Source organism: Phenylobacterium sp. (assembly GCF_046290725.1).
In the GTDB taxonomy this organism is placed as follows: domain Bacteria; phylum Pseudomonadota; class Alphaproteobacteria; order Caulobacterales; family Caulobacteraceae; genus Phenylobacterium.
This window is the reverse complement of record NZ_JBKBUH010000001.1, coordinates 614,113-631,953: the sequence shown is the minus strand read 5'-3', so window position 1 is coordinate 631,953 and position 17,841 is coordinate 614,113. Positions and strand designations below refer to the sequence as shown.

At 69.2% G+C, this 17,841-nt stretch carries 19 protein-coding genes; 10 read left to right on the top strand and 9 right to left on the bottom strand.

The window, feature by feature from the left end; all coding sequences use genetic code 11:
* Positions 1 to 97 precede the first annotated feature (97 nt).
* The gene (locus ACK41C_RS03360) at positions 98 to 1,765 is read left to right on the top strand and encodes an MFS transporter (protein ID WP_409650478.1); all 1,668 of its coding nucleotides are present in this window, start codon (positions 98 to 100) and stop codon (positions 1,763 to 1,765) included.
* A 4-nt stretch (positions 1,766 to 1,769) separates the two neighbouring features.
* On the opposite strand, the gene ACK41C_RS03355 is transcribed toward ACK41C_RS03360, so the two are convergent.
* Together ACK41C_RS03355 and ACK41C_RS03350 are read right to left on the bottom strand one after the other, a co-directional pair.
* A complete protein-coding gene (locus ACK41C_RS03355; protein WP_409650476.1) occupies positions 1,770 to 2,663 on the bottom strand; it encodes a bifunctional precorrin-2 dehydrogenase/sirohydrochlorin ferrochelatase in 894 nt (297 codons plus the stop codon).
* A 14-nt stretch (positions 2,664 to 2,677) separates the two neighbouring features.
* Entirely contained in the window at positions 2,678 to 3,025 is a 348-nt protein-coding gene (locus ACK41C_RS03350; RefSeq protein WP_409650474.1) for a c-type cytochrome, read from the bottom strand.
* Positions 3,026 to 3,140: 115 nt separating this feature from the next.
* Between ACK41C_RS03350 and ACK41C_RS03345 the strand changes: the two genes are divergently transcribed.
* Both ACK41C_RS03345 and ACK41C_RS03340 read left to right on the top strand, forming a co-directional pair.
* Positions 3,141 to 3,608: a (2Fe-2S)-binding protein gene (locus tag ACK41C_RS03345; RefSeq protein ID WP_409650472.1), complete on the top strand. Its 468-nt coding sequence runs from the start codon at positions 3,141 to 3,143 to the stop codon at positions 3,606 to 3,608.
* A 14-nt stretch (positions 3,609 to 3,622) separates the two neighbouring features.
* On the top strand, positions 3,623 to 5,797 hold the full coding sequence (locus ACK41C_RS03340; protein WP_409650470.1) for a molybdopterin cofactor-binding domain-containing protein: 2,175 nt from the start codon (positions 3,623 to 3,625) through the stop codon (positions 5,795 to 5,797).
* A 9-nt stretch (positions 5,798 to 5,806) separates the two neighbouring features.
* On the opposite strand, the gene ACK41C_RS03335 is transcribed toward ACK41C_RS03340, so the two are convergent.
* Positions 5,807 to 6,634: a CheR family methyltransferase gene (locus ACK41C_RS03335; RefSeq protein ID WP_409650468.1), complete on the bottom strand. Its 828-nt coding sequence runs from the start codon at positions 6,632 to 6,634 to the stop codon at positions 5,807 to 5,809.
* Positions 6,631 to 6,996, bottom strand: coding sequence for a PleD family two-component system response regulator (locus tag ACK41C_RS03330; protein ID WP_409650466.1), 366 nt, complete (start codon positions 6,994 to 6,996; stop codon positions 6,631 to 6,633). Before ACK41C_RS03330 ends, ACK41C_RS03335 begins: the two co-directional genes overlap by 4 nt.
* A 159-nt stretch (positions 6,997 to 7,155) precedes the next feature.
* Here ACK41C_RS03330 and ACK41C_RS03325 point away from each other — a divergent pair, with 159 nt between their 5' ends.
* Positions 7,156 to 7,881, top strand: a complete 726-nt coding sequence (locus ACK41C_RS03325; RefSeq protein ID WP_409650464.1) for a glutathione S-transferase N-terminal domain-containing protein — start codon at positions 7,156 to 7,158, stop codon at positions 7,879 to 7,881.
* Between the two features lie 79 nt (positions 7,882 to 7,960).
* Here ACK41C_RS03325 and ACK41C_RS03320 read toward each other — a convergent pair whose 3' ends face one another.
* On the bottom strand, positions 7,961 to 8,779 hold the full coding sequence (locus ACK41C_RS03320; RefSeq protein ID WP_409650462.1) for an SDR family NAD(P)-dependent oxidoreductase: 819 nt from the start codon (positions 8,777 to 8,779) through the stop codon (positions 7,961 to 7,963).
* 67 nt (positions 8,780 to 8,846) lie between these two features.
* Positions 8,847 to 9,257: a VOC family protein gene (locus ACK41C_RS03315; protein ID WP_409650460.1), complete on the bottom strand. Its 411-nt coding sequence runs from the start codon at positions 9,255 to 9,257 to the stop codon at positions 8,847 to 8,849.
* 137 nt (positions 9,258 to 9,394) lie between these two features.
* On the opposite strand from ACK41C_RS03315, the gene ACK41C_RS03310 reads away from it, so the two are divergent.
* On the top strand, positions 9,395 to 10,738 hold the full coding sequence (locus tag ACK41C_RS03310) for an amidohydrolase family protein (RefSeq protein ID WP_409650458.1): 1,344 nt from the start codon (positions 9,395 to 9,397) through the stop codon (positions 10,736 to 10,738).
* Positions 10,739 to 10,745: 7 nt separating this feature from the next.
* Here ACK41C_RS03310 and ACK41C_RS03305 read toward each other — a convergent pair whose 3' ends face one another.
* On the bottom strand, positions 10,746 to 11,666 hold the full coding sequence (locus ACK41C_RS03305) for an SDR family oxidoreductase (protein ID WP_409650456.1): 921 nt from the start codon (positions 11,664 to 11,666) through the stop codon (positions 10,746 to 10,748).
* Positions 11,667 to 11,809: 143 nt separating this feature from the next.
* Between ACK41C_RS03305 and ACK41C_RS03300 the strand changes: the two genes are divergently transcribed.
* The 4 genes from ACK41C_RS03300 (at position 11,810) to ACK41C_RS03285 (ending at position 14,395) form a co-directional block, all read left to right on the top strand.
* Entirely contained in the window at positions 11,810 to 12,181 is a 372-nt protein-coding gene (locus ACK41C_RS03300; protein WP_409650454.1) for a YciI family protein, read from the top strand.
* Positions 12,178 to 13,419: an RNA polymerase sigma factor gene (locus ACK41C_RS03295; protein WP_409650452.1), complete on the top strand. Its 1,242-nt coding sequence runs from the start codon at positions 12,178 to 12,180 to the stop codon at positions 13,417 to 13,419. The genes ACK41C_RS03300 and ACK41C_RS03295 overlap by 4 nt, the downstream gene beginning before the upstream one ends.
* 88 nt (positions 13,420 to 13,507) lie before the next feature.
* A complete protein-coding gene (locus tag ACK41C_RS03290) occupies positions 13,508 to 13,963 on the top strand; it encodes a YybH family protein (RefSeq protein ID WP_409650450.1) in 456 nt (151 codons plus the stop codon).
* A gap of 15 nt (positions 13,964 to 13,978) precedes the next feature.
* Positions 13,979 to 14,395: a VOC family protein gene (locus ACK41C_RS03285; protein WP_409650448.1), complete on the top strand. Its 417-nt coding sequence runs from the start codon at positions 13,979 to 13,981 to the stop codon at positions 14,393 to 14,395.
* 64 nt (positions 14,396 to 14,459) lie between these two features.
* On the opposite strand, the gene ACK41C_RS03280 is transcribed toward ACK41C_RS03285, so the two are convergent.
* Entirely contained in the window at positions 14,460 to 16,406 is a 1,947-nt protein-coding gene (locus tag ACK41C_RS03280; RefSeq protein ID WP_409650446.1) for a methyl-accepting chemotaxis protein, read from the bottom strand.
* Between the two features lie 250 nt (positions 16,407 to 16,656).
* Between ACK41C_RS03280 and ACK41C_RS03275 the strand changes: the two genes are divergently transcribed.
* Complete coding sequence (locus tag ACK41C_RS03275; protein ID WP_409650444.1) at positions 16,657 to 16,962, top strand: hypothetical protein; 306 nt, start codon at positions 16,657 to 16,659, stop codon at positions 16,960 to 16,962.
* Between the two features lie 70 nt (positions 16,963 to 17,032).
* Here ACK41C_RS03275 and ACK41C_RS03270 read toward each other — a convergent pair whose 3' ends face one another.
* Positions 17,033 to 17,839: a DUF72 domain-containing protein gene (locus tag ACK41C_RS03270; protein WP_409650443.1), complete on the bottom strand. Its 807-nt coding sequence runs from the start codon at positions 17,837 to 17,839 to the stop codon at positions 17,033 to 17,035.
* Positions 17,840 to 17,841 lie beyond the last annotated feature (2 nt).

Sequence of the window (17,841 nt, the reverse complement as noted above, 5' to 3'; positions counted from 1 at the left end):
GGTTCCACTTTTGCGGAACGCGCTCTGACGCCCCACCTTCCGCCCCTTCCCCCGACGATGCTACAGGGGGCGAAAGCCTGAACGGGGGGAAGAGAGCATGGCGGAAGTCGCCGCGGACGGATCGGTGAAGGACGAGGCGGCCAAGGGGCCCTCCATGCGGACGGTGGTGGTGGCCTCTTCCGCCGGCACCGCCTTCGAGTGGTACGACTTCTTCATCTTCGGGACGATGGCGACGATCATCTCCCGGAACTTCTTCGCCGCCCTCAACGACACCGCCGGCCTGATCGCCGCACTCGCCCTGTTCGGCGCGGGCTTCGCCTTCCGACCGCTGGGCGCGATCATCTTCGGGCGGATCGGCGACAAGGCGGGGCGCAAGGGCGCCTTCCTGATCACCGTCACCCTGATGGGCGGCGCCACCTTCGCCATCGGGCTCCTGCCCACCTACGAACAGGCCGGCATGATCGGGCCTGCGCTGCTCATCGTGCTGCGCATCCTGCAAGGGCTGGCCTTGGGCGGGGAGTATGGCGGGGCTGCGATCTATGTGGCCGAGCACGCACCTTCGAACCGGCGGGGCGAATACACCGGGTGGATCCAGACCTCGGCCGCCTTCGGCCTGGTGGGCGCGCTGCTGGTGATCCTGGCCACCCGGACCATCGTCGGCGAAGACGCCTTCGCCGCCTGGGGCTGGCGCATTCCCTTCCTGGTGTCCGCAGGCCTGCTGGCCATCTCGATCTTCATGCGGCTGAAACTGTCGGAGAGCCCGACCTTCAAGCGGCTGAAGGATGCGGGCGAGGCCACCAAGGCCCCGCTGGCGGAAGCCTTCGGCCGGTGGTCGAACCTGAAGATCGTCCTACTGGTCCTCTTCGCCTTCATGAGCGCCCAGGGCGCGGTCTGGTACACGGCCTTCTTCTATTCACAGGTGTTCCTGGAGCGGTTCCTGAAGGTGGAACCGGCCACGGTGAACATGCTGATGATCGCCGCCACCATCGCCAGCGCGCCGCTCTACGTCTTCTTCGCCTGGCTGTCCGACCGCATCGGCCGAAAGTGGGTGATGTGGTTCGGCATGACCCTGGCGCTGGTCGCCTTCTTCCCGGCCTTCCACGCCATGTCGCGGGCGGCGAACCCGGCCCTGGCCGAGGCGCAGGCGCGCACGCCGGTCGTGGTGGTCGCCGACCCCGCCGATTGTTCGCTGCAGTTCGACCCCGTCGGCAAGGCGACCTTCGCCACCTCCTGCGACATCGCCAAGACCATCCTCGCCAACGCCGGCGTGTCCTATGAGAACCGCGCCGCCCCGGCCGGAACGCCGGCCCGGGTGCTGGTGGGCGAGAGCGCCGTGGCCTCGCTCGACGGCACGCGCCTTCCGCCCGCGGACCTGAAGGCCGCCAGGGCTGGTGTGGAGTCCGAGGTCAAGGCTGCGCTCGCCGCCAACGGTTATCCGGCCACGGCCGATCCGGAGCGGGTGAACCTCGTGGCGGTGTTCGGCGTGCTGATGCTGTTCGTGGTGGCGGCCACGGCCCTCTACGGGCCGATGGCCGCGGCCCTGGTGGAGCTCTTCCCCACCCGGGTGCGCTACACGGCGCTCTCGCTGCCCTATCACATCGGCACAGGCTGGATCGGCGGGTTCGTGCCCTTCTCCGCCTTCGCCATCGTGACGGCGACGGGCGATATCTATTCCGGCCTCTGGTACCCCTTCCTCTTCACCGCCATCAGCGTGGTGGTCTGCTTGTTCATGCTGCCGGAGACCAAGGGGCGGCCGATCGACTGACCCTTCAGGCCTGGCCTACCGGCAGGATCTCGGCCGACACCCCCGCCGCGGCGAGCGCCTCGATCTCGGCGGCGGGCGGGGGCCCCGCGGTGATCCGCAGGACTCTCAAGCCTTCGGCCGCCAGCGCCGCCAGGCGTTCGGGCGTCCTCTCGTCGGGAGAGATCCGCTCCGCGTCGCGACGGGCCATGGCCATCACCGCCGGATCCACTCCGGCGTCCGGGGCCAGCAGGTCGGCGGCGGCGAGCGCGCGGCTGGCGCGCAGGGTGAGCAGGTCCGCGGGGCCCGAGCCGTCCACGTACTGCACGGCGCCCGCAGCGGCGCTCCGCTGCTCGAGCGCCCGCCGCAGCAGTTCGCCGGCCCGCTCCATGTCCCCGTCCAGAGCCGCCTGGGCGGCGGGACCGGCCAGTGCGTCGCGCAAGAAGGCGCGGCGTTCGTTCAGTTTCGGAAGGGCCTGACGCACCTCGTCCTGGTGCAGGCGGAAGAGCGCCGCCACCCGGCCGGCGCCTTCCGGCACGCGCTGTTCGATGTCGTGACGCAGCAGGGTCGCCAGCATGGGCGAGGCCCCGCCGGTGCCGATGGCGGCCACCACCTCGCCGCGGTCGATCACGGCGGGCGTCGTGAAGTCGCAAAGCTGGGGGCGGTCGACCACGTTGACCGGCACCCCCGCCGAACGGGCGGCCCGGGCGGCCGCCTGGGCGAAGCCGTCGTCGGCGCTGGCCACGAAGGCGAGCCTTGCGCCCGCATAGGTCCCGGCCACGAAGGCCTGGGGGCCGTCGATCCGCTCCACCACGGCGGGGGAGCCTTCGAACAGCCGCGCCTTGGCCTCGGCCGGCTCGCCCGAACCCGCGATCACGATCCGCGCGCCCGCAAGGGGGAAGAAGGCCGGAAAAGCGTCCATGCGCTAGAGCTGCCTCACTTCAGGGCCTTCAGGTAGTCGATCACCGCCGCCCGATCGGCGGGATTGGCCACCGCCGTGGTCATGCGCCCGCCAGGTGCGAACTTCAGCGGGGCGGCCAGATAGGCGTCCAGCGCCGCGTCGGTCCAGGTCCCTTCCTTGGCCTTCAGCGCCTTGGAATAGGCGAAGTCGGCGCGGGCGGCGATCTTCGCGCCCGCCACTCCGTCCAGCGCCGGCCCCATGGCGGTGGACGCCGCGCCATGGCAGGTCCGGCATTGCAGTTGGAACACCCGCCCCCCGTCGGCGGCCTGGGCGGCGGCGGGCAGAAGGGCGAGAGCCGCAAGGGCGGCGAACAGGCGGGTCATGCGCATCTCCGAGGGTGCTCGGTCGATATCTAGCCGCGGGCTTGACGGAGCGCCACTTACGGCGCCAGCTAAACGCTGTTAAGATCGGTCGCCATTCCAGATCGGGGAGGGAAGCATGGCCACGACGCTGGACGTGAACGGAAAGCCGCTGACGGTGGAGGCCGCGCCGGACACGCCGCTCCTCTGGGTTTTGCGGGATGCGGCCGGGCTCACGGGAACAAAGTACGGCTGCGGCGTCGCCCTGTGCGGCGCTTGCACGGTGCTGGCGGACGGCCAGCCGATCCGTTCCTGCTCCATCCCCCTTTCCGCCGTGGACGGCGTGAAGATCCTGACCATCGAGGGGCTGGGCGGCGACCATCCAGTCCAGCAGGCCTGGGTGCGTCACGACGTGGCCCAGTGCGGCTATTGCCAGTCCGGCCAGATCATGTCGGCCGTGGCGCTGCTGCAGACCAACCCCCGCCCGACCGACGCCGACATCGATGCAGCGATGGACGGCAACATCTGCCGCTGCGGGACCTACCAACGAATCCGCGCGGCCATCAAGGACGCGGCGGCGGCCCCGGCCGCGCCGGCCCAGGCCTGAACGGGAGGACGGCGATGAACGCGCATGTGGATATCGGCGCCACGCGCCGGGACGTGGTGGTGGGCGCGGCGATGGTCGGCGGCGCCCTGGCGGTCGGCGCCTGCTCGCCGGCGGACCTCCTGTCGCTGGGGGCCAAGACCGATTTCGGCGCCTTCGGCCCCTTCGTGAAGATCGCGCCCGACGGCGTGGTGACGGTGGTCTCGAAACACATCGAGTTCGGTCAGGGCAACCATGCCGGCCTGGCGGCCATCGTCGCCGAAGAGCTGGACGCCGACTGGACCAAGGTGCGGGTCGAGCAGGCGCCGGCCATCGCCAAGGTCTACGCCAACACCAACATGGGGGTGCAGGGCACGGGCGGCTCCTCGGCCATCGCCAATTCCTGGGACCAACTGCGTAGGGCCGGCGCCTCGGCGCGGGCCATGTTCGTCCAGGCCGCCGCGGCGCGTTGGAACGTGCCCGCCGGCGAGCTTTCGGTCCGCGACAGCGTGGTCGCCCACGCCGCCAGCGGTCGCCAGGCGACCTTCGCCGAGCTCCTGCCCGATGCAGCCAAGGTGACCCCGCCGGCGACTCCGACGCTCAAGGACCCCAAGGCCTTCACCCTGATCGGGACCGACCGGGTACGCCGCAAGGACGCGCAGGCCAAGTCCGACGGAACCGCGCGCTTCACCCAGGACGTGGTGCTGCCCGACATGCTGATCGCCATGGTCGCCCATCCGCCGAAGTTCGGGGCCAAGGTGGCGAGTTTCGATGCGACCGAGGCGAAGAAGGTCCCCGGCGTGGTCGAGGTCTACCAGATCCCCAGCGGGGTCGCCGTGGTGGCGCAGAACACCTGGGCGGCCAAGCAGGGGCGCGACGCGCTCAAGGTGACCTGGGACGAGTCGGCCGCCGAGACCCGCTCGTCGGCCCAGATCCTGGAGGAATACAAGGCGCTCGCATCCGGCCGCGCCCAGCCGGCCGAGAAGGTCGAGTGGAAGGTGTTCGAGACCAAGAGCGATGTGGCGGCGGCGCAAGGCGAGGCGTTCGAGACCGCCTACGACTTCCCCTTCCTGTCGCACGCCACCATGGAGCCGATGAACTGCGTCGCCCAGGTCGGCTTCGGAAAGGCCAAGCTGACCTTCGCCTCGCAGATCCCGACGCTGGACCAGCTCAACACGGCCAAGATCGTCGGCATGCTGCCGGGCGCCGTGGAGATCGAGACCCTGTTCGCCGGCGGCTCGTTCGGCCGACGGGCCACTTTCCAGTCCGACTACGTGACCGAGTGCGTCCAGATCGCCAAGAAGGTCGGCAAGAACCGGCCGGTGAAGCTGGTCTGGACCCGGGAGGACGACCAGGCGGCCGGCTATTTCCGTCCCATCGCCCACCACAGGGTGCGGGTGACGACCGACGCCGAGGGCTATCCGTCCAGCTGGCGCCACCGGGTGGTCACCCAGTCTCTGATGAAGGGTTCGCCCATGGGCGAACCGGAGATCGACGAGACCGCCGTCGAGGGGGTCAAGGACTCCGTCTACCTGAAGGCCACGCCGGCGGTGGACGCCCAGGTGATCCTGCCCGAGGCGGGCGTGCCGGTGCTTTGGTGGCGCTCGGTAGGCGCGACCCACACCGCCTATGCGATGGAGCACACTATCGATCAGCTGGCCCGGCGGGCCGGCAAGGACCCGGTGGAATATCGCCGCGCCCTCTATGAGAAGGCCGGCGCCCAGCGGCATCTGGCCGTCCTCAACCTGGCGGCGGAGAGGGCCGGCTGGTCCAGCCCCCCGCCGGCCGGCTGGACCCGCGGGGTCGCGGTGCACGAGAGCTTCGGCTCGGTGGTCGCCCAGATCGCCGAGGTGAGGCTGGAGGATGGGGTTCCGAAGGTCGGCCGGGTGGTCAGCGCCATCCACTGCGGCACGGCCATCGCCCCCGATCAGATCGCAGCCCAGGTGGAAGGCGGGACCTGCTACGGTCTGTCGGCCGCTCTTTTCGGGGAGGTGACCCTGGACGACGGGGTCGTCCAGCAGACCAACTTCGACACCTACCGCGTGCTGCGCAACAGCGAGGCCCCGATGGTGGAGACCTATATCGTCCCCTCTGGCGATGCGCCGACCGGCGTCGGCGAACCAGGAACCCCGGTGATCGGGCCGGCGGTGGCCAATGCGCTGCTGGCGATTACCGGTGAGCCGACGCTCAGCCAGCCGTTCGTGAAGGCGTAGGGGAGGCCTTCAAGCCGCTGCGCGGAAGGCCGGGTTGCGAGCATAGACGCCGGCGCGGCCCGGCACCGGCTTGAAGGCTTCGGTCAGATGGTCGGCGGCCTCATCTTCCCCGAGGAAGAGGAAGCCGTCCGGCGCCAGGGCCCGGGCCAGGTTCTCCAGCAGCCGGGCCTTCATGGGCTCCACCAGGCCCGCGAGCAGATAGCGGCAGAAGACCACGTCGAAACGGCCGGCGGCCGAGAATTCCGACACCAGGTTGATGCGCCGCCAGCGCACCATCTGGCGGATGCGCGGCGAAATGGCCCACATCTCGTCGGCCTGCTCGAAATGGCGCACGAGCTCGCGGATAGGCAGGCCGCGCTGGACTTCGAACTGGGTGTAGAGGCCGCTCTGGGCCTTTTCCAGCAGCCGTTCGGAGAGGTCGGAGCCGAACAGCTCGATCCGCGCGCCGGGAATGGCGGCGTGCTCCTCCTCGACGATCATGGCCAGGGAATAGATCTCCTGGCCGGCGCCGCAGCCGGCCGACCAGATGCGGATCGGCTCGCCGTCCCGCACCCGCGCCAGGGTGGGCAGAACCTCCTTGCGGAACAGCTCGAAGGGCGCGCGGTCGCGGAAGAAGCTGGATTCCGAATAGGCCATGGCCTCGACGATCGCCCAGGCCAGTCGATCCTCCCGCCGCTCGCGCAGGATGGTGAGCAGGTCGACCACCGAGCCGAAGCCCTCGCGCCGGGCCACCGAGGCGAGCCGGCTTTCGATCAGATAGGCCTTCTCCGGATCGACCTTCAGCCCCGCGCGCGCCGCGCAGAGCTGGGCGACCAGTTCGCGGTCTTCGGGCCTCATATCAGTCCCACCTGGGCGAACTTGGTGGCGATGATGTCGCCGTCGAAGGGCTTCATGATGTATTCGTCGGCGCCGGCGTCCAGGGCTTCGCGGATACGGGCCAGGTCGTTTTCCACCGTGCAGAACACCACCGCCGGGCGTTCGCCGCCCGGCTCCAGGCGCAGGTGGCGCAGGAATTCGATCCCTGTCATGACCGGCATGTTCCAGTCGACCAGCACAGCGTCGGGCATGGCCGCGCGGCACCAGGCGAGCGCCTCCATCCCGTCGGACGCTTCGGCGATCTCGAAGCCGATGTCCTCCAGGATCCGGCGGGCCACCTTGCGGATGACACGGCTGTCGTCGACGACGAGGCAGGTCTTCAACGAGGATGCTCCTTCCTAGCCCGCCGTTGTGCGCCAGGTTGGTTAAGGACCGGTATGGCCGAGCGCGGTTTTCCGCCGCAGCGCCTTCAGAATTTGTGGATTGAGCCGCCGACGGCGACGCCTAGCCTTAAGTGCGAAGAGGAAACCCGGAGCGCGATCATGATCGACCTGCACTACTGGCCGACGCCAAACGGCAAGAAGGTGACCATCCTCCTGGAGGAGTTGGAAATCCCCTATCGGATCGTCCCCTGCCACATCGGCCGCGGCGACCAGTTCGAGCCGGAATTCCTGAGAATCTCGCCGAACAACCGCATGCCGGCCCTGGTCGATCACGACCCGCCAGGTGGCGGGGACCCGGTGAGCGTGTTCGAGAGCGGGGCGATCATGATGTACCTGGCGGAGAAGCACGGCCGCTTCCTGCCGGCCGATCTGCGCGGCCGTTACGAAGCCATTCAGTGGGTCATGTGGCAGATGGCCAACCAGGGGCCGAAGTCCGGCGAACGGGGCCACTTCGCCCGCGCGCCGGAGAGCGCCGGCGACCTGACCTATGCCCGCCGCCGGTTCGACGACGAGGTCCATCGGCTCTACGGCGTGCTGAACAACCGCCTCTACGACCGCCCCTACATCGCCGGCGAGGCCTACACCATCGCCGACATGATCTCCTATCCCTGGACCGTCGGCTGGAAGCAGCAGGGGATCGACCTGGACGAGTTCAGGTACTTCAAGCGCTGGTTCGAGGAGCTTTCCGCGCGTCCGGCGGTGGAGCGCGGCATGGCCGTGACCGCCGGCCCGGCCGAGGACCCGGCGAGCCTCACGCCCGAGGAGCAGGAGCGCCGCCGCAAGCTGCTCTACAACCAGCGCGCTCGCCCTGCGCCGGCGGCGTGATTTCCGATCCTCCTCCCCCAGCGCCGAAGGCGCAGCTGGGGGAGGCGGCTCGCCGCCAGGCGAGACGGAGGGGCCCCCGCTACACCAGGGCCGAGGGCTGGACCGCCAGCTCCTTCAGGAACGGCTCGGCATAGTCGATGCGGCCGGTCATGGTCTTTGGATCGCCCGAAGCCAGGCGATAGACGGCCTCGGCGATGTATTCGATCGGCTGCACCCGGTCCTTGGACTGCTCGTTGATCAGGCCGTGGACGGCGACGCCGGGCGTATCCACCAGGCCCGGCGAGACCACGTTGACGGCGATGCCGTCGTCATAGACCTCGGAGGCCAGGCCCGTGGTGAAGCGCTCCAGGGCGGCCTTGCACATGCCATAGACCGTGCCGCCGCGCCCGCGACCATAGGGCTGTTTCGGGTGCAGGCCGGCCGGCGAGGAGATGTTGACGATCCAGCCCGACTTGCGCGCCTTCATCCCCGGCAGGACGAGCTGAGACAGGTGGAAAGGCGCATAGACCTGCACCTCCATCATCAGCTTGAAGCGCTTCTCCGGAAATTCCTCCACCGGGATGAAGTAGGTGATGGCGGCGTTGTTGATCAGGATGTCGATGGGGCCGAACGTCGCCTCGGCCTCTTCCACCAGCCGCTCGCGCTCGATCGCCTGGGCCAGGTCGGCCTTGACGAAGGCCGCCTTGCCGCCGGCGGCCTTGATGCGCTCCACGGTGTCGGCCAGCGTGCCGGGCAGGCGGCTCTCGCCGTCCGAGGCGGTACGGGCCGAGGCCACCACGCTGGCGCCTTCCATGGCCAGACGGGCGCAGATCGCCTCGCCGATGCCGCGGCTGGCGCCGGTGACCAGGGCCACGCGCCCCTTGAGAGGGCCGTCGGGATTGATGCGGGCTTGGCTCATGGAAATGTCTCCCTAATGAATCTGTTCTCTTGAAATCGGCCGACAACGCCTTGGCCGGCTTCCGCGATCAAACATCCTCCGGGCTAGAAGACGCAAGCTTCGGCTGCAGCAGATCCCATCGGACGCCATAGAGATCCTCGAACACCGCCACGGTCCCATAGGGCTCCCGCCGCGGCGCCTCCAGGAAGCGGACGCCGGCCGCCGTCATCCTGGCGTGGTCGCGGTCGAAGTCGTCGGTGTGCAGGAAGAAGGCGACGCGGCCACCGGTGGGATCGCCGATCCGCGCCGCCTGACCCTCGTTCGCCGCCTGGGCAAGCAGCAGCCCGGCCAAGGAGCCCGGCGGCGTCACCACCACCCAGCGCTTGGTTCCCATCGGGCGATCGGTGGTGAGTTCGAAGCCTAGCTTTCCGACATAGAAGGCGATCGCCTCGTCATAGTCGCGCACCACCAGGGTGACGAGGGCGAGCTGTTGGCGCATGGCGGCTCCTGGAGATTCAAAGTTGGAGCGCGTTCTGATCGCAAAACCGGGGTCCACTCTTGCGGAACGCGCTCCGGGCTGGACGGCGCAGGGGCCCAGGCTAGAGTGCGCGCTGTCTTTCGGGGGGAGTTTCTTTCATGCGTCGCCTTGCCGCCACCCTTTCGGCGCTATTGCTCGGGTTCGCCGCCGCGCCGGCCGCCGCCCAGGTCAGCGTGATCCACGCCGGGGGGCTGCTCGACCGGCCCGGCCAGGCGCCGCGCGGCCCCTCCACGCTGGTGGTGCGCAACGGCAAGATCGAGGCCGTTCGCGACGGCCATCTCTCGGCCGAGGCGGCCGGGGCCGCCGGCGCGGACCTGATCGACCTGTCGGACCAGTTCGTGCTGCCGGGCCTGATCGACATGCACGTCCATATCTTCTCCGACGACGACAAGATGCGCGCCCGGCTGGAAGGGCCGAACCGCGACATCGAGGACAACTTCGTCATCGGGGTGGACAACGCCCGCCGCACCCTGGAGGCCGGCTTCACCACCGTCCGCGACCTGGGCTCCGACATCCGCAGCGTCACCGCCCTGCGCGACGGAATCAATAACGGGCTGATCGCCGGCCCCACCATCGTGCCGGCCGGCCGGGCCATCGCCATCACCGCTGGCCACGGCGACGGCTCGAACAACCTCAACCGCGACATGACCGCGGCCGCCCGCGCCCATCAGGAGAACGTCTGCAACGGCCCGGAGGACTGTCGCCGCGCCGTGCGCTCGCAGATCGCGCAAGGCGCCGAAGTCATCAAGTTCACCGCCACCGGCGGGGTGAACTCGAACATCGCCGGCGGCCTGGGCCGCCAGATGTTCGACGACGAGATGAAGGCCATCGTCGAGACGGCCCACATGTTCGGCCGCAAGGTCGCAGCCCACGCTCACGGGACCGACGGCATCGATGCGGCCCTGCGCGCCGGCGTCGATTCCATCGAGCACGGCACCTTCGGGACCAAGGAGACCGACGCCCTCTTCAAGCGCGCCGGCGCCTGGTTCGTGCCGACCATGCTCGCGCCCCAGGCGGCGCTGGCCCAGGCCCGCGCGGGCGCCCGCTCGCGCGCCACCCTGGAGAAGGCGGAGGTCGCCGCCAAGGCCGCCATGGAGAACCACCGCCGCGCCATCGCCGCGGGGGTGAAGATCGCCTTCGGCACCGACAGCGGCGTCTCCTCGCACGGGGACAACGCCAAGGAGTTCGCCCTGATGACCAGCGTCGGCATGACGCCGGCCCAGGCGATCAAGTCCGCGACCCTGGACGCCGCCGAACTGCTCGGCCGCGCCGACACCCTGGGCAGCCTGGAGCCCGGCAAGGACGCCGACCTGATCGCCGTGGCCAGGAGCCCGCTCGCCGACGTGACGGAACTGGAGCGCCCGACCTTCGTCATGCGCCGCGGCGTGGTCCACAAGCAGGCCGGCCAGCGTCAGCCGTTCCCGCCGGCCGGCCGGCCCTGAGGGCCAATCAGACCGTCCGCGCGGCCCGGTCCTTGGCGTTGGTGGCCTGGATCGCCTCGCGGGCGGCCTTCCACTGATCGTCGGTCCATCCGCGCAGCCGCGAGAAGTTCGCGCCCGTGGCCTGCCAGGCGGCGCCGTCGATGGCGATGGTCTGGCCGTTCACATATTCCGAGCCCGGGTCCAGCAGATAGACAGCCAGGTTCGCCAGCTCCGGCATCTTGCCGACGCGGCCCAGTGGATTGCCGCTCATGTCGCCATAGGCGTTTCCGCCGCTCTCCGGCCGGTCGGTGGGGTTGAGCCGGGCGCTCATGCCTTCGGTGGGGAAGGGACCGGGCGCGATATTGTTGAAGCGGATGCCGTAGGATCCCCATTCCACGGCCAGCGACTGGCTCATGGCCGCAACGCCCGCCTTGGACATGGCCGAGGGCACCACATAGGGGCCGCCGTTCCAGATCCAGGTGACCAGGATCGAGACCACCGAGGCCTTCTGCTTGTCCCTGATCCAGCGCTTGCCGCACTCCTGGGTGACGAAGAAGGCGCCGCGGAAGACGATGTTGGAGATGGCGTCGAAGCCGCGGGGCGACAGGTCCTCGGTGCGGCTGATGAAGTTGCCGGCCGCGTTGTTGACGAGACCGGTCAACGGCCCGCCGTCGGCCCAGATCCTGTCCAGCATCTCGGAGATCGCTTCGGGCACGCGGATGTCGCAGGCCAGGCCCACGCACTTGCCGCCATGGGCCTCCATCAAGTCCTTGGCGGCGTCTTCGACCACGCCGCCGCGGCGGCCGCAGATATAGACCTCCGCCCCCAGCATCAGGCAGGCCTCGGCCATCACCTTGCCCAGGCCCGTGCCGCCGCCGGTGATTAGCACGCGCTGGCCCTTCATCAGGCCGGGCTTGAACATCAGGTCGTCGAAGGTCAGTTCGGCCATGGCGGCGCCTCCCGAGGGTTTTCCGGCGATTGCGCGCCCCTGACGCTGCGGCGGTCAAGCCGGCGCGCGCGCACTTTTTCGCAGATCTCCTGTCGGGCGCGGGCATACTCCGGCGTCCTTAGAGACGACGAGGAAGGATGCCGATGCTCTACGCCATTCTCTGCTACGACTCCGAAGACGTGGTCGGCGCCTGGACCAAGGAGGAGGACGAGGCGGCCATCGCCAAGCTGGAGGTCGTCCAGACCAAGCTGGCCGCCCAGGGACGGCTGGGCCCCGTGGCGCGCCTCCTGCCCACCACGGCCGCCACCACGGTCCGCAAGGGCAAGGAGCCGCTGGTGATCGACGGCCCCTTCGCGGAGACCAAGGAACAGCTGCTGGGCTTCTACGTGGTCGACTGCGCCTCGCTGGAGGAGGCGATCGAGACGGCCAAGGACCTGGCGCGGGCCTCGTCCTCGGCCGGTTCGTTCGAGCTTCGGCCGCTGGCGGTCTTCAAGCCGGGAGAGGTGGCGGCGTGAGCGACCTGGCCTGGATCCACGCTGCGCTTGCCGCCGCGCGGCCCCAGGCCGTGGGCGCCCTGTTGCGTTACTTCCGGGACCTCGACATGGCCGAGGAGGCCTATCAGGAGGCCTGCCTGCGGGCCTTGCGGAAATGGCCGGAGAACGGACCGCCGCGCGATCCCACCGGCTGGCTGATCCTGGTGGGCCGCAACGCAGCCATCGACTCGGTTCGCCGGCGCGAGAGGTTCCAGGCCCTGCCGCCCGAGGAGGCGATCTCCGACCTCGAGGATGTCGAGGCGCCGCTGGCCGAGCGGCTGGACGGCTCGGACTATCGCGACGACGTCCTGCGCCTGCTGTTCATCTGCTGCCATCCGGAGCTTCCAGCGACCCAGCAGATCGCGCTCGCCCTGCGCATCGTCTCCGGGCTTTCGGTGACGCAGATCGCCCGCGCCTTCCTGGTGGGCGAAAGCGCCATGGAGCAGCGGATCACCCGGGCCAAGGCGCGCATCGCCCAGGCGGACACGCCCTTCGAGGCCCCCGGGCCGGTGGAGCGGGCCGAACGTCTGGGCGCGGTGGCGGCCATGATCTACCTGGTCTTCAACGAAGGCTATTCGGCGCCGAGCGGCGAGGCTGAAGCCCGCGCGCCGCTTTGCGAGGAAGCGATCCGCCTCGGACGCCTTCTGCTGCGGCTTTTCAAGACCGAGCCGGAGATCATGGGCCTGACCGCCCTGATGCTGCTGCAACACGCGCGGGCGAGGGCGCGCTTCGACGCCGAGGGGCAGGCCGTCCTGCTGGAAGACCAGGACCGCAGCCTGTGGGACCGCAAGCTGATCGCCGAGGGCCTGGCCCTGATCGACAAGGCGGTGCGGCATGCCCGGCGCGGCCCCTACCAGATCCAAGCCGCGATCGCCGCCCTGCACGCTCGCGCCGCGCGGCCGGAAGAGACCGACTGGCCCCAGATCGAGCGGCTCTATGCGGCCCTGGAGGAGGTGGCGCCCTCGCCGGTGGTGACGCTCAACCGCTCCGTCGCCGTGTCCAAGGTGGCCGGGCCGGAGGCGGCGCTGGCGATGATCGAGCCGCTGGAATCTCGGCTCTCGGCCTATTTCCACTTCCACGGCGCGCGCGGCGCTTATCTTCTGCAACTCGGCCGCAAGGCGCAGGCGCGCGAGGCTTTCGACAAGGCCATCTCCCTGGCCGGCACGGCGGCCGAGGCCGCCCATATCCGCATCCACCTGGATCGCCTGGCCGACGGCTGAAAAATTCTCTCCCCGCTGTCGGCGGGCGGGATGCGGCTTCGTCCTTGGATCGAGGCGGCCGCTGGGCCGCGAGTGCGGGAGAAGCTCCATGACCGTTCACGACATCCTCGGCGGCGCCGATGAGGCTCAGATCCGGGCCGTGCTCGACGCCCTCGCGCAGGCGATCTGCGAAAAGGACGCCGCAGCCGCGGCGGCGGCCTATGCGACGGACGCGGTGATCTGCGACCTCGCCCCGCCGCTCTCCCGCTCGGTTTCGCCCGACGCCAACCGCGAGATCCTCGAAGGATGGTTCGCCACCTGGCGCGGCCCGATCGGCTATGAAACCCGCGAAGTGGGGGTGACCAAGAGCGGCCATCTGGCCGTCACCCGAGGTTTCCTGCGTATCCACGGGACGAAGGCCGACGGCGAGAGGCCCGACGTCTGGGCCCGCCAGACCCTGGTGCTGCGCAAGCTGGGCGGCGCCTGGCGGATCGTCCACGAACACACCTCCGTGCCCTTCTACATGGATGGCAGCCTTAAGGCCGCTGTCGATCTGCAGCCTTGATCGAAGGAGACGACCATGACCGACATCGCCCCTGAAACCGCCCCGCCGCCGCTGGAGGTGATGCGCGGCGTCATCCCCTATTTCACGGTCGAGAACGCAGCCGCCGCGGCCGACTTCTACGCCAAGGCCTTCGGCGCCAAGGACCTGGGCCGGATGGCGGCCGACGACGGCAAGCGGCTGATCCACGTGCAGATGGAGATCAACGGCGGGTCCATCATGTTCAACGACCCGTTCCCCGAACAGGGGCATGCGGCCAATCCGTCGGACAACTACGTCCTGACCCTGGTGGTCGAGGACGGCCAGGCCTGGTTCGACCGCGCCGTGGCGGCCGGCTGCGAGGTGGTGATGCCGTTCCAGCAGATGTTCTGGGGCGACCGCTACGGCCAGGTGCGCGACCCCTTCCGGATCCTCTGGGCGGTGAACGAAGCCTGAGAGCCCTCATGCGAAAAGGGGCCGCCTTTCGGCGGCCCCTGCAAGCTTCCTGGGCTTTTCTTGTTCAGAACTCTTCCCAGCCGTCCTCGTCCGCCTGAGGCTGGACTGCCAGGGCGGTGGCGCCGCGGGTGGCCAGGGCCGGAGCCGGCGCCGCCGGCTTGGCCGCCGGGCGCGGCGCCGGGGCGGGCGCGGCGCGCGTGGCGGCCGCCGCGCCGGAGACCTTGAAGCGGGAAACCAGCCGGGCCAGTTCCTGAGCCTCGTCGGCCAGGACGCGGCTGGCGGCGGTCGATTCCTCGACCATGGCCGCGTTCTGCTGGGTCACCTGGTCCATCTGGTTGACGGCGGTGTTCACCTGGCCGAGGCCCAGGGCCTCTTCCTTGGCCGAGGCGGCGATCTCGCCCACGACGGTGGCGATCTCGTTCACCTGACGCACGATCCGCTGCAGGGCCTGGCCGGTTTCCCCGACCAGATTGACCCCTTCGGCCACCTGTTGGCTCGAAGCCGAAATGAGCGCCTTGATCTCCTTGGCGGCTTCGGCCGAGCGCTGGGCGAGCGCGCGGACTTCCGAGGCGACGACCGCGAAGCCCTTGCCTGCGTCGCCGGCCCGGGCCGCTTCGACGCCGGCGTTCAGGGCCAAAAGGTTGGTCTGGAAGGCAATCTCGTCGATCACCCCGATGATCTGGCTGATCTGCTTGGCCGAGTGCTCGATCTGACCCATGGCGTCGATCGCGCGGCTGACGACCACGCCGCCTTCTTCCGCGTCGGTCTTGGCCGAGGCCACGGCCTCGCGGCCCTGGGAGGCGCCTTCGGCGGTCTTGTTGACGGTGGCGGTGATCTCGTCGAGCGCGGCGGCGGTCTCTTCGAGGGTGGCGGCCTGGTGCTCGGTGCGGCGCGACAGGTCGTCGGCCGAGTGGCTGATCTCGCCCGCGCCCGACTGGATCGAGGCCGTCGCGCCGGCGATGGCGGCCATGGCTTCTTCGAGCTTGGCGGAGGCGGCGTTGAAGTCGTCGCGGAGCTTCCGGTAGTCGCCCGGGAACTCCATGTCGAGGCGATAGGTCAGGTCGCCGGTCGCCAGGCTGTCGAGAGCCCGGGCCAGGGAGTTGACCACCATGGCCTGCTCTTCGGCGATGGCTGCGGCGGCGTCCGCGTTCTGGCGGCGGGCGGCCTCGGCGGCGGCCTCGGCCTTCTCCTGCTCCTCGCGCACGCGCTCCAGCTGCAGCTGATTGTCGCGGAACACCTGGAGCGAGGAGACGATCGCGCCCAGTTCGTCCTTGCGGCCGAGGGAGGCCAGATCGATGGCGTTGTCTCCGCGGGCGAGCGCTTCGGTGGCCCGGGCGATCTTCTGCACGTCCTTGCGCAGCATGGTGGTCAGCGCCCAGGCGAGGGCGCCGGCGATCAGCAGGGTGGCCAGGGCGCCGACCAGGGTGACCGTCAGCGCGGTGGTGGCCCGAGCTTCGCTGGCGGCGGCGTTGGCGTCGGTGGCCGCCTTGTTGGCCTCCACGATCTTGGTCAGGGTGCCGGTCATCTTCGAGTACTCTTCCTCGAAGGGTGCGGCGAAGCCGGCGGCGGTGGTGAAGCTCGTGGTGATCATGGCCGTGATGACCTCGAGGCCGTCGCGGGTCTGCTTCAGACCCTCGATCAGTTCGTCGAAGGCGGCGCGCTGATTGGCCGGGGCGTTGGCGCGCATGGCTTCCACCTCCTGGCGGATGGCGTCCACCTCCGACAGCAGAGCCTCGCTTTCGCCCTCGATCTTCTCGACCTCGATCTCGGCGGCCTGATGGGTCAGCAGGAAATAGAGTTTTCCGTGAACGGCGGTGATCCGTTCCGACACCTGCTGCAGGCGGACGCTGTTGGGCAGGTCCTGATGCACGACCTGGCGCAGGTCGTTGGCGAGTCCGCGTTCGACAATGACGGCGCCGCCGGCCATGAGGGCCAGCATCACCAAGGCGAAAGCAGGTGCGAAACCGATCTTGGCGATCAGCGGCAGGTCGACAAGCCGAAAGCGCTTCACTTCCGATACCCCCCAGAAGCACGGTTAGCGGTGCGCACACCATCGCCGCAGGTTGCTAACCAATCGTCACTGAAACCGCATTGGGGCCGGATTTCCCGGCCCCTCGCGCGCACACGGACTCCTAAAGAGGGGCGCGGGTTCTTTCATGTTTTACTTGGGCTTAACCAAGTGCAGATTTCGCGACTCAGATTCCCTTAACCTGAATCCTGCATAGAGGGGCTGCGTCCGTAATCTAGAAAGGAGTGGGGCGATGAAAAATATCATCAAGATCATGGGCGGTGTCGCTCTTAGCCTGGCGTTCGCCGGCGCATCTTCCGCAGCCGATTTCCAGGAGAGCATGTCGAAGTGCCTGGTGAAGCACGCGAATACGCGTGACGCGGCCACCGTCATGCTGGAATGCACCGCCGAAGGCGGCAAGCTGACCGGCTGCAAGGTCCTGGAAGATTCCAAGGCCGGCAAGGGTTTCGACAAGGCCGCCCTGTGCGTGGCCGAGGCGCTGCCCATGGGTTCGAAGACCGGCGTCGTGAAGGTGCCGATGCGGTTCCCCGGCGGCTAAGACCCCACACCGAGAATTCGCTATTCTTGCGATCACGCCCCCGGCCTCCTGGCCGGGGGCGTATTGCTTTTCAGGCTTCCTCCAGGCGCGCCAGCAACGCCTGGGCGGCGGCCGGCGCGCGCACCTTCCCCTCGTGGATGAAATAGGCGAACACGTCGCGAGGGCCCGCCGGCGGGCCCGTGCGGTCCAGAGGCTTCAGGTCGCCGGGAACCTCGCCCCGAGCATATGCGCGGAAACGCTCGGCCCAGGTCCCCAATTCTTCGGCGGGATAGGCTGTCTCGATCTCGTCCACGCCGCGCATCAGCCGCGCATAGATGAAGTCGGCGGTGATGTCGGGGATCATCGGATGGACCTCGTGATCGGCGAGGCAGATCGCCACGCCCCGCTCCCGGCACAGCGCCACGAAGGCCGGATCGGAGAAGCTGGCGTGCCGCACCTCCACGCAATGGCGCAGCGGCAGGCCCTCCAGCTTCGGCGGCAACAGATCGAGGAAGGCGGCGAAGTCGTCGGGATCGAACTTCTTGGTGGCCATGAACTGCCACAGGATCGGACCGAGCCGGTCGCCTAGCTCCACGATCCCCTGGGAGAGGAACTTCCCCACCGACTCGCCGGCCTCGGCCAGCACCCGACGATTGGTGCAGAAGCGCGAGGCCTTCAGGCTGAAGACGAAGCCCTCGGGCGTCGCCGCCCGCCACTTGGCGAAACTCTCCGGCTTCTGGCTGGAATAGTAGGTCGAGTTGATCTCGATGGCGGTGAGGTGGCGGCTGGCGTAGGCGAGCTCGTCGGCCTGCTTCAGCCCCTTGGGGTAGAACACCCCGCGCCAGGGTTCGAAGTTCCAGCCGCCAATCCCGGACCGGATCACGCCCGCCGCCGCCATCG

Excerpts from the sequence above, each read along its gene's own strand:
- ACK41C_RS03290 (WP_409650450.1), top strand. The coding sequence starts at position 13,508 with ATGACCGTTCACGACATCCTCGGCGGCGCCGATGAGGCTCAGATCCGG.
- ACK41C_RS03340 (WP_409650470.1), top strand. The coding sequence starts at position 3,623 with ATGAACGCGCATGTGGATATCGGCGCCACGCGCCGGGACGTGGTGGTG.
- ACK41C_RS03360 (WP_409650478.1), top strand. The coding sequence starts at position 98 with ATGGCGGAAGTCGCCGCGGACGGATCGGTGAAGGACGAGGCGGCCAAG.
- ACK41C_RS03350 (WP_409650474.1), bottom strand. The coding sequence starts at position 3,025 with ATGACCCGCCTGTTCGCCGCCCTTGCGGCTCTCGCCCTTCTGCCCGCC.
- ACK41C_RS03325 (WP_409650464.1), top strand. The coding sequence starts at position 7,156 with ATGATCGACCTGCACTACTGGCCGACGCCAAACGGCAAGAAGGTGACC.
- ACK41C_RS03300 (WP_409650454.1), top strand. The coding sequence starts at position 11,810 with ATGCTCTACGCCATTCTCTGCTACGACTCCGAAGACGTGGTCGGCGCC.
- ACK41C_RS03320 (WP_409650462.1), bottom strand. The coding sequence starts at position 8,779 with ATGAGCCAAGCCCGCATCAATCCCGACGGCCCTCTCAAGGGGCGCGTG.
- ACK41C_RS03335 (WP_409650468.1), bottom strand. The coding sequence starts at position 6,634 with ATGAGGCCCGAAGACCGCGAACTGGTCGCCCAGCTCTGCGCGGCGCGC.
- ACK41C_RS03310 (WP_409650458.1), top strand. The coding sequence starts at position 9,395 with ATGCGTCGCCTTGCCGCCACCCTTTCGGCGCTATTGCTCGGGTTCGCC.
- ACK41C_RS03315 (WP_409650460.1), bottom strand. The coding sequence starts at position 9,257 with ATGCGCCAACAGCTCGCCCTCGTCACCCTGGTGGTGCGCGACTATGAC.
- ACK41C_RS03355 (WP_409650476.1), bottom strand. The coding sequence starts at position 2,663 with ATGGACGCTTTTCCGGCCTTCTTCCCCCTTGCGGGCGCGCGGATCGTG.
- ACK41C_RS03270 (WP_409650443.1), bottom strand. The coding sequence starts at position 17,839 with ATGGCGGCGGCGGGCGTGATCCGGTCCGGGATTGGCGGCTGGAACTTC.
- ACK41C_RS03345 (WP_409650472.1), top strand. The coding sequence starts at position 3,141 with ATGGCCACGACGCTGGACGTGAACGGAAAGCCGCTGACGGTGGAGGCC.
- ACK41C_RS03305 (WP_409650456.1), bottom strand. The coding sequence starts at position 11,666 with ATGGCCGAACTGACCTTCGACGACCTGATGTTCAAGCCCGGCCTGATG.
- ACK41C_RS03285 (WP_409650448.1), top strand. The coding sequence starts at position 13,979 with ATGACCGACATCGCCCCTGAAACCGCCCCGCCGCCGCTGGAGGTGATG.
- ACK41C_RS03275 (WP_409650444.1), top strand. The coding sequence starts at position 16,657 with ATGAAAAATATCATCAAGATCATGGGCGGTGTCGCTCTTAGCCTGGCG.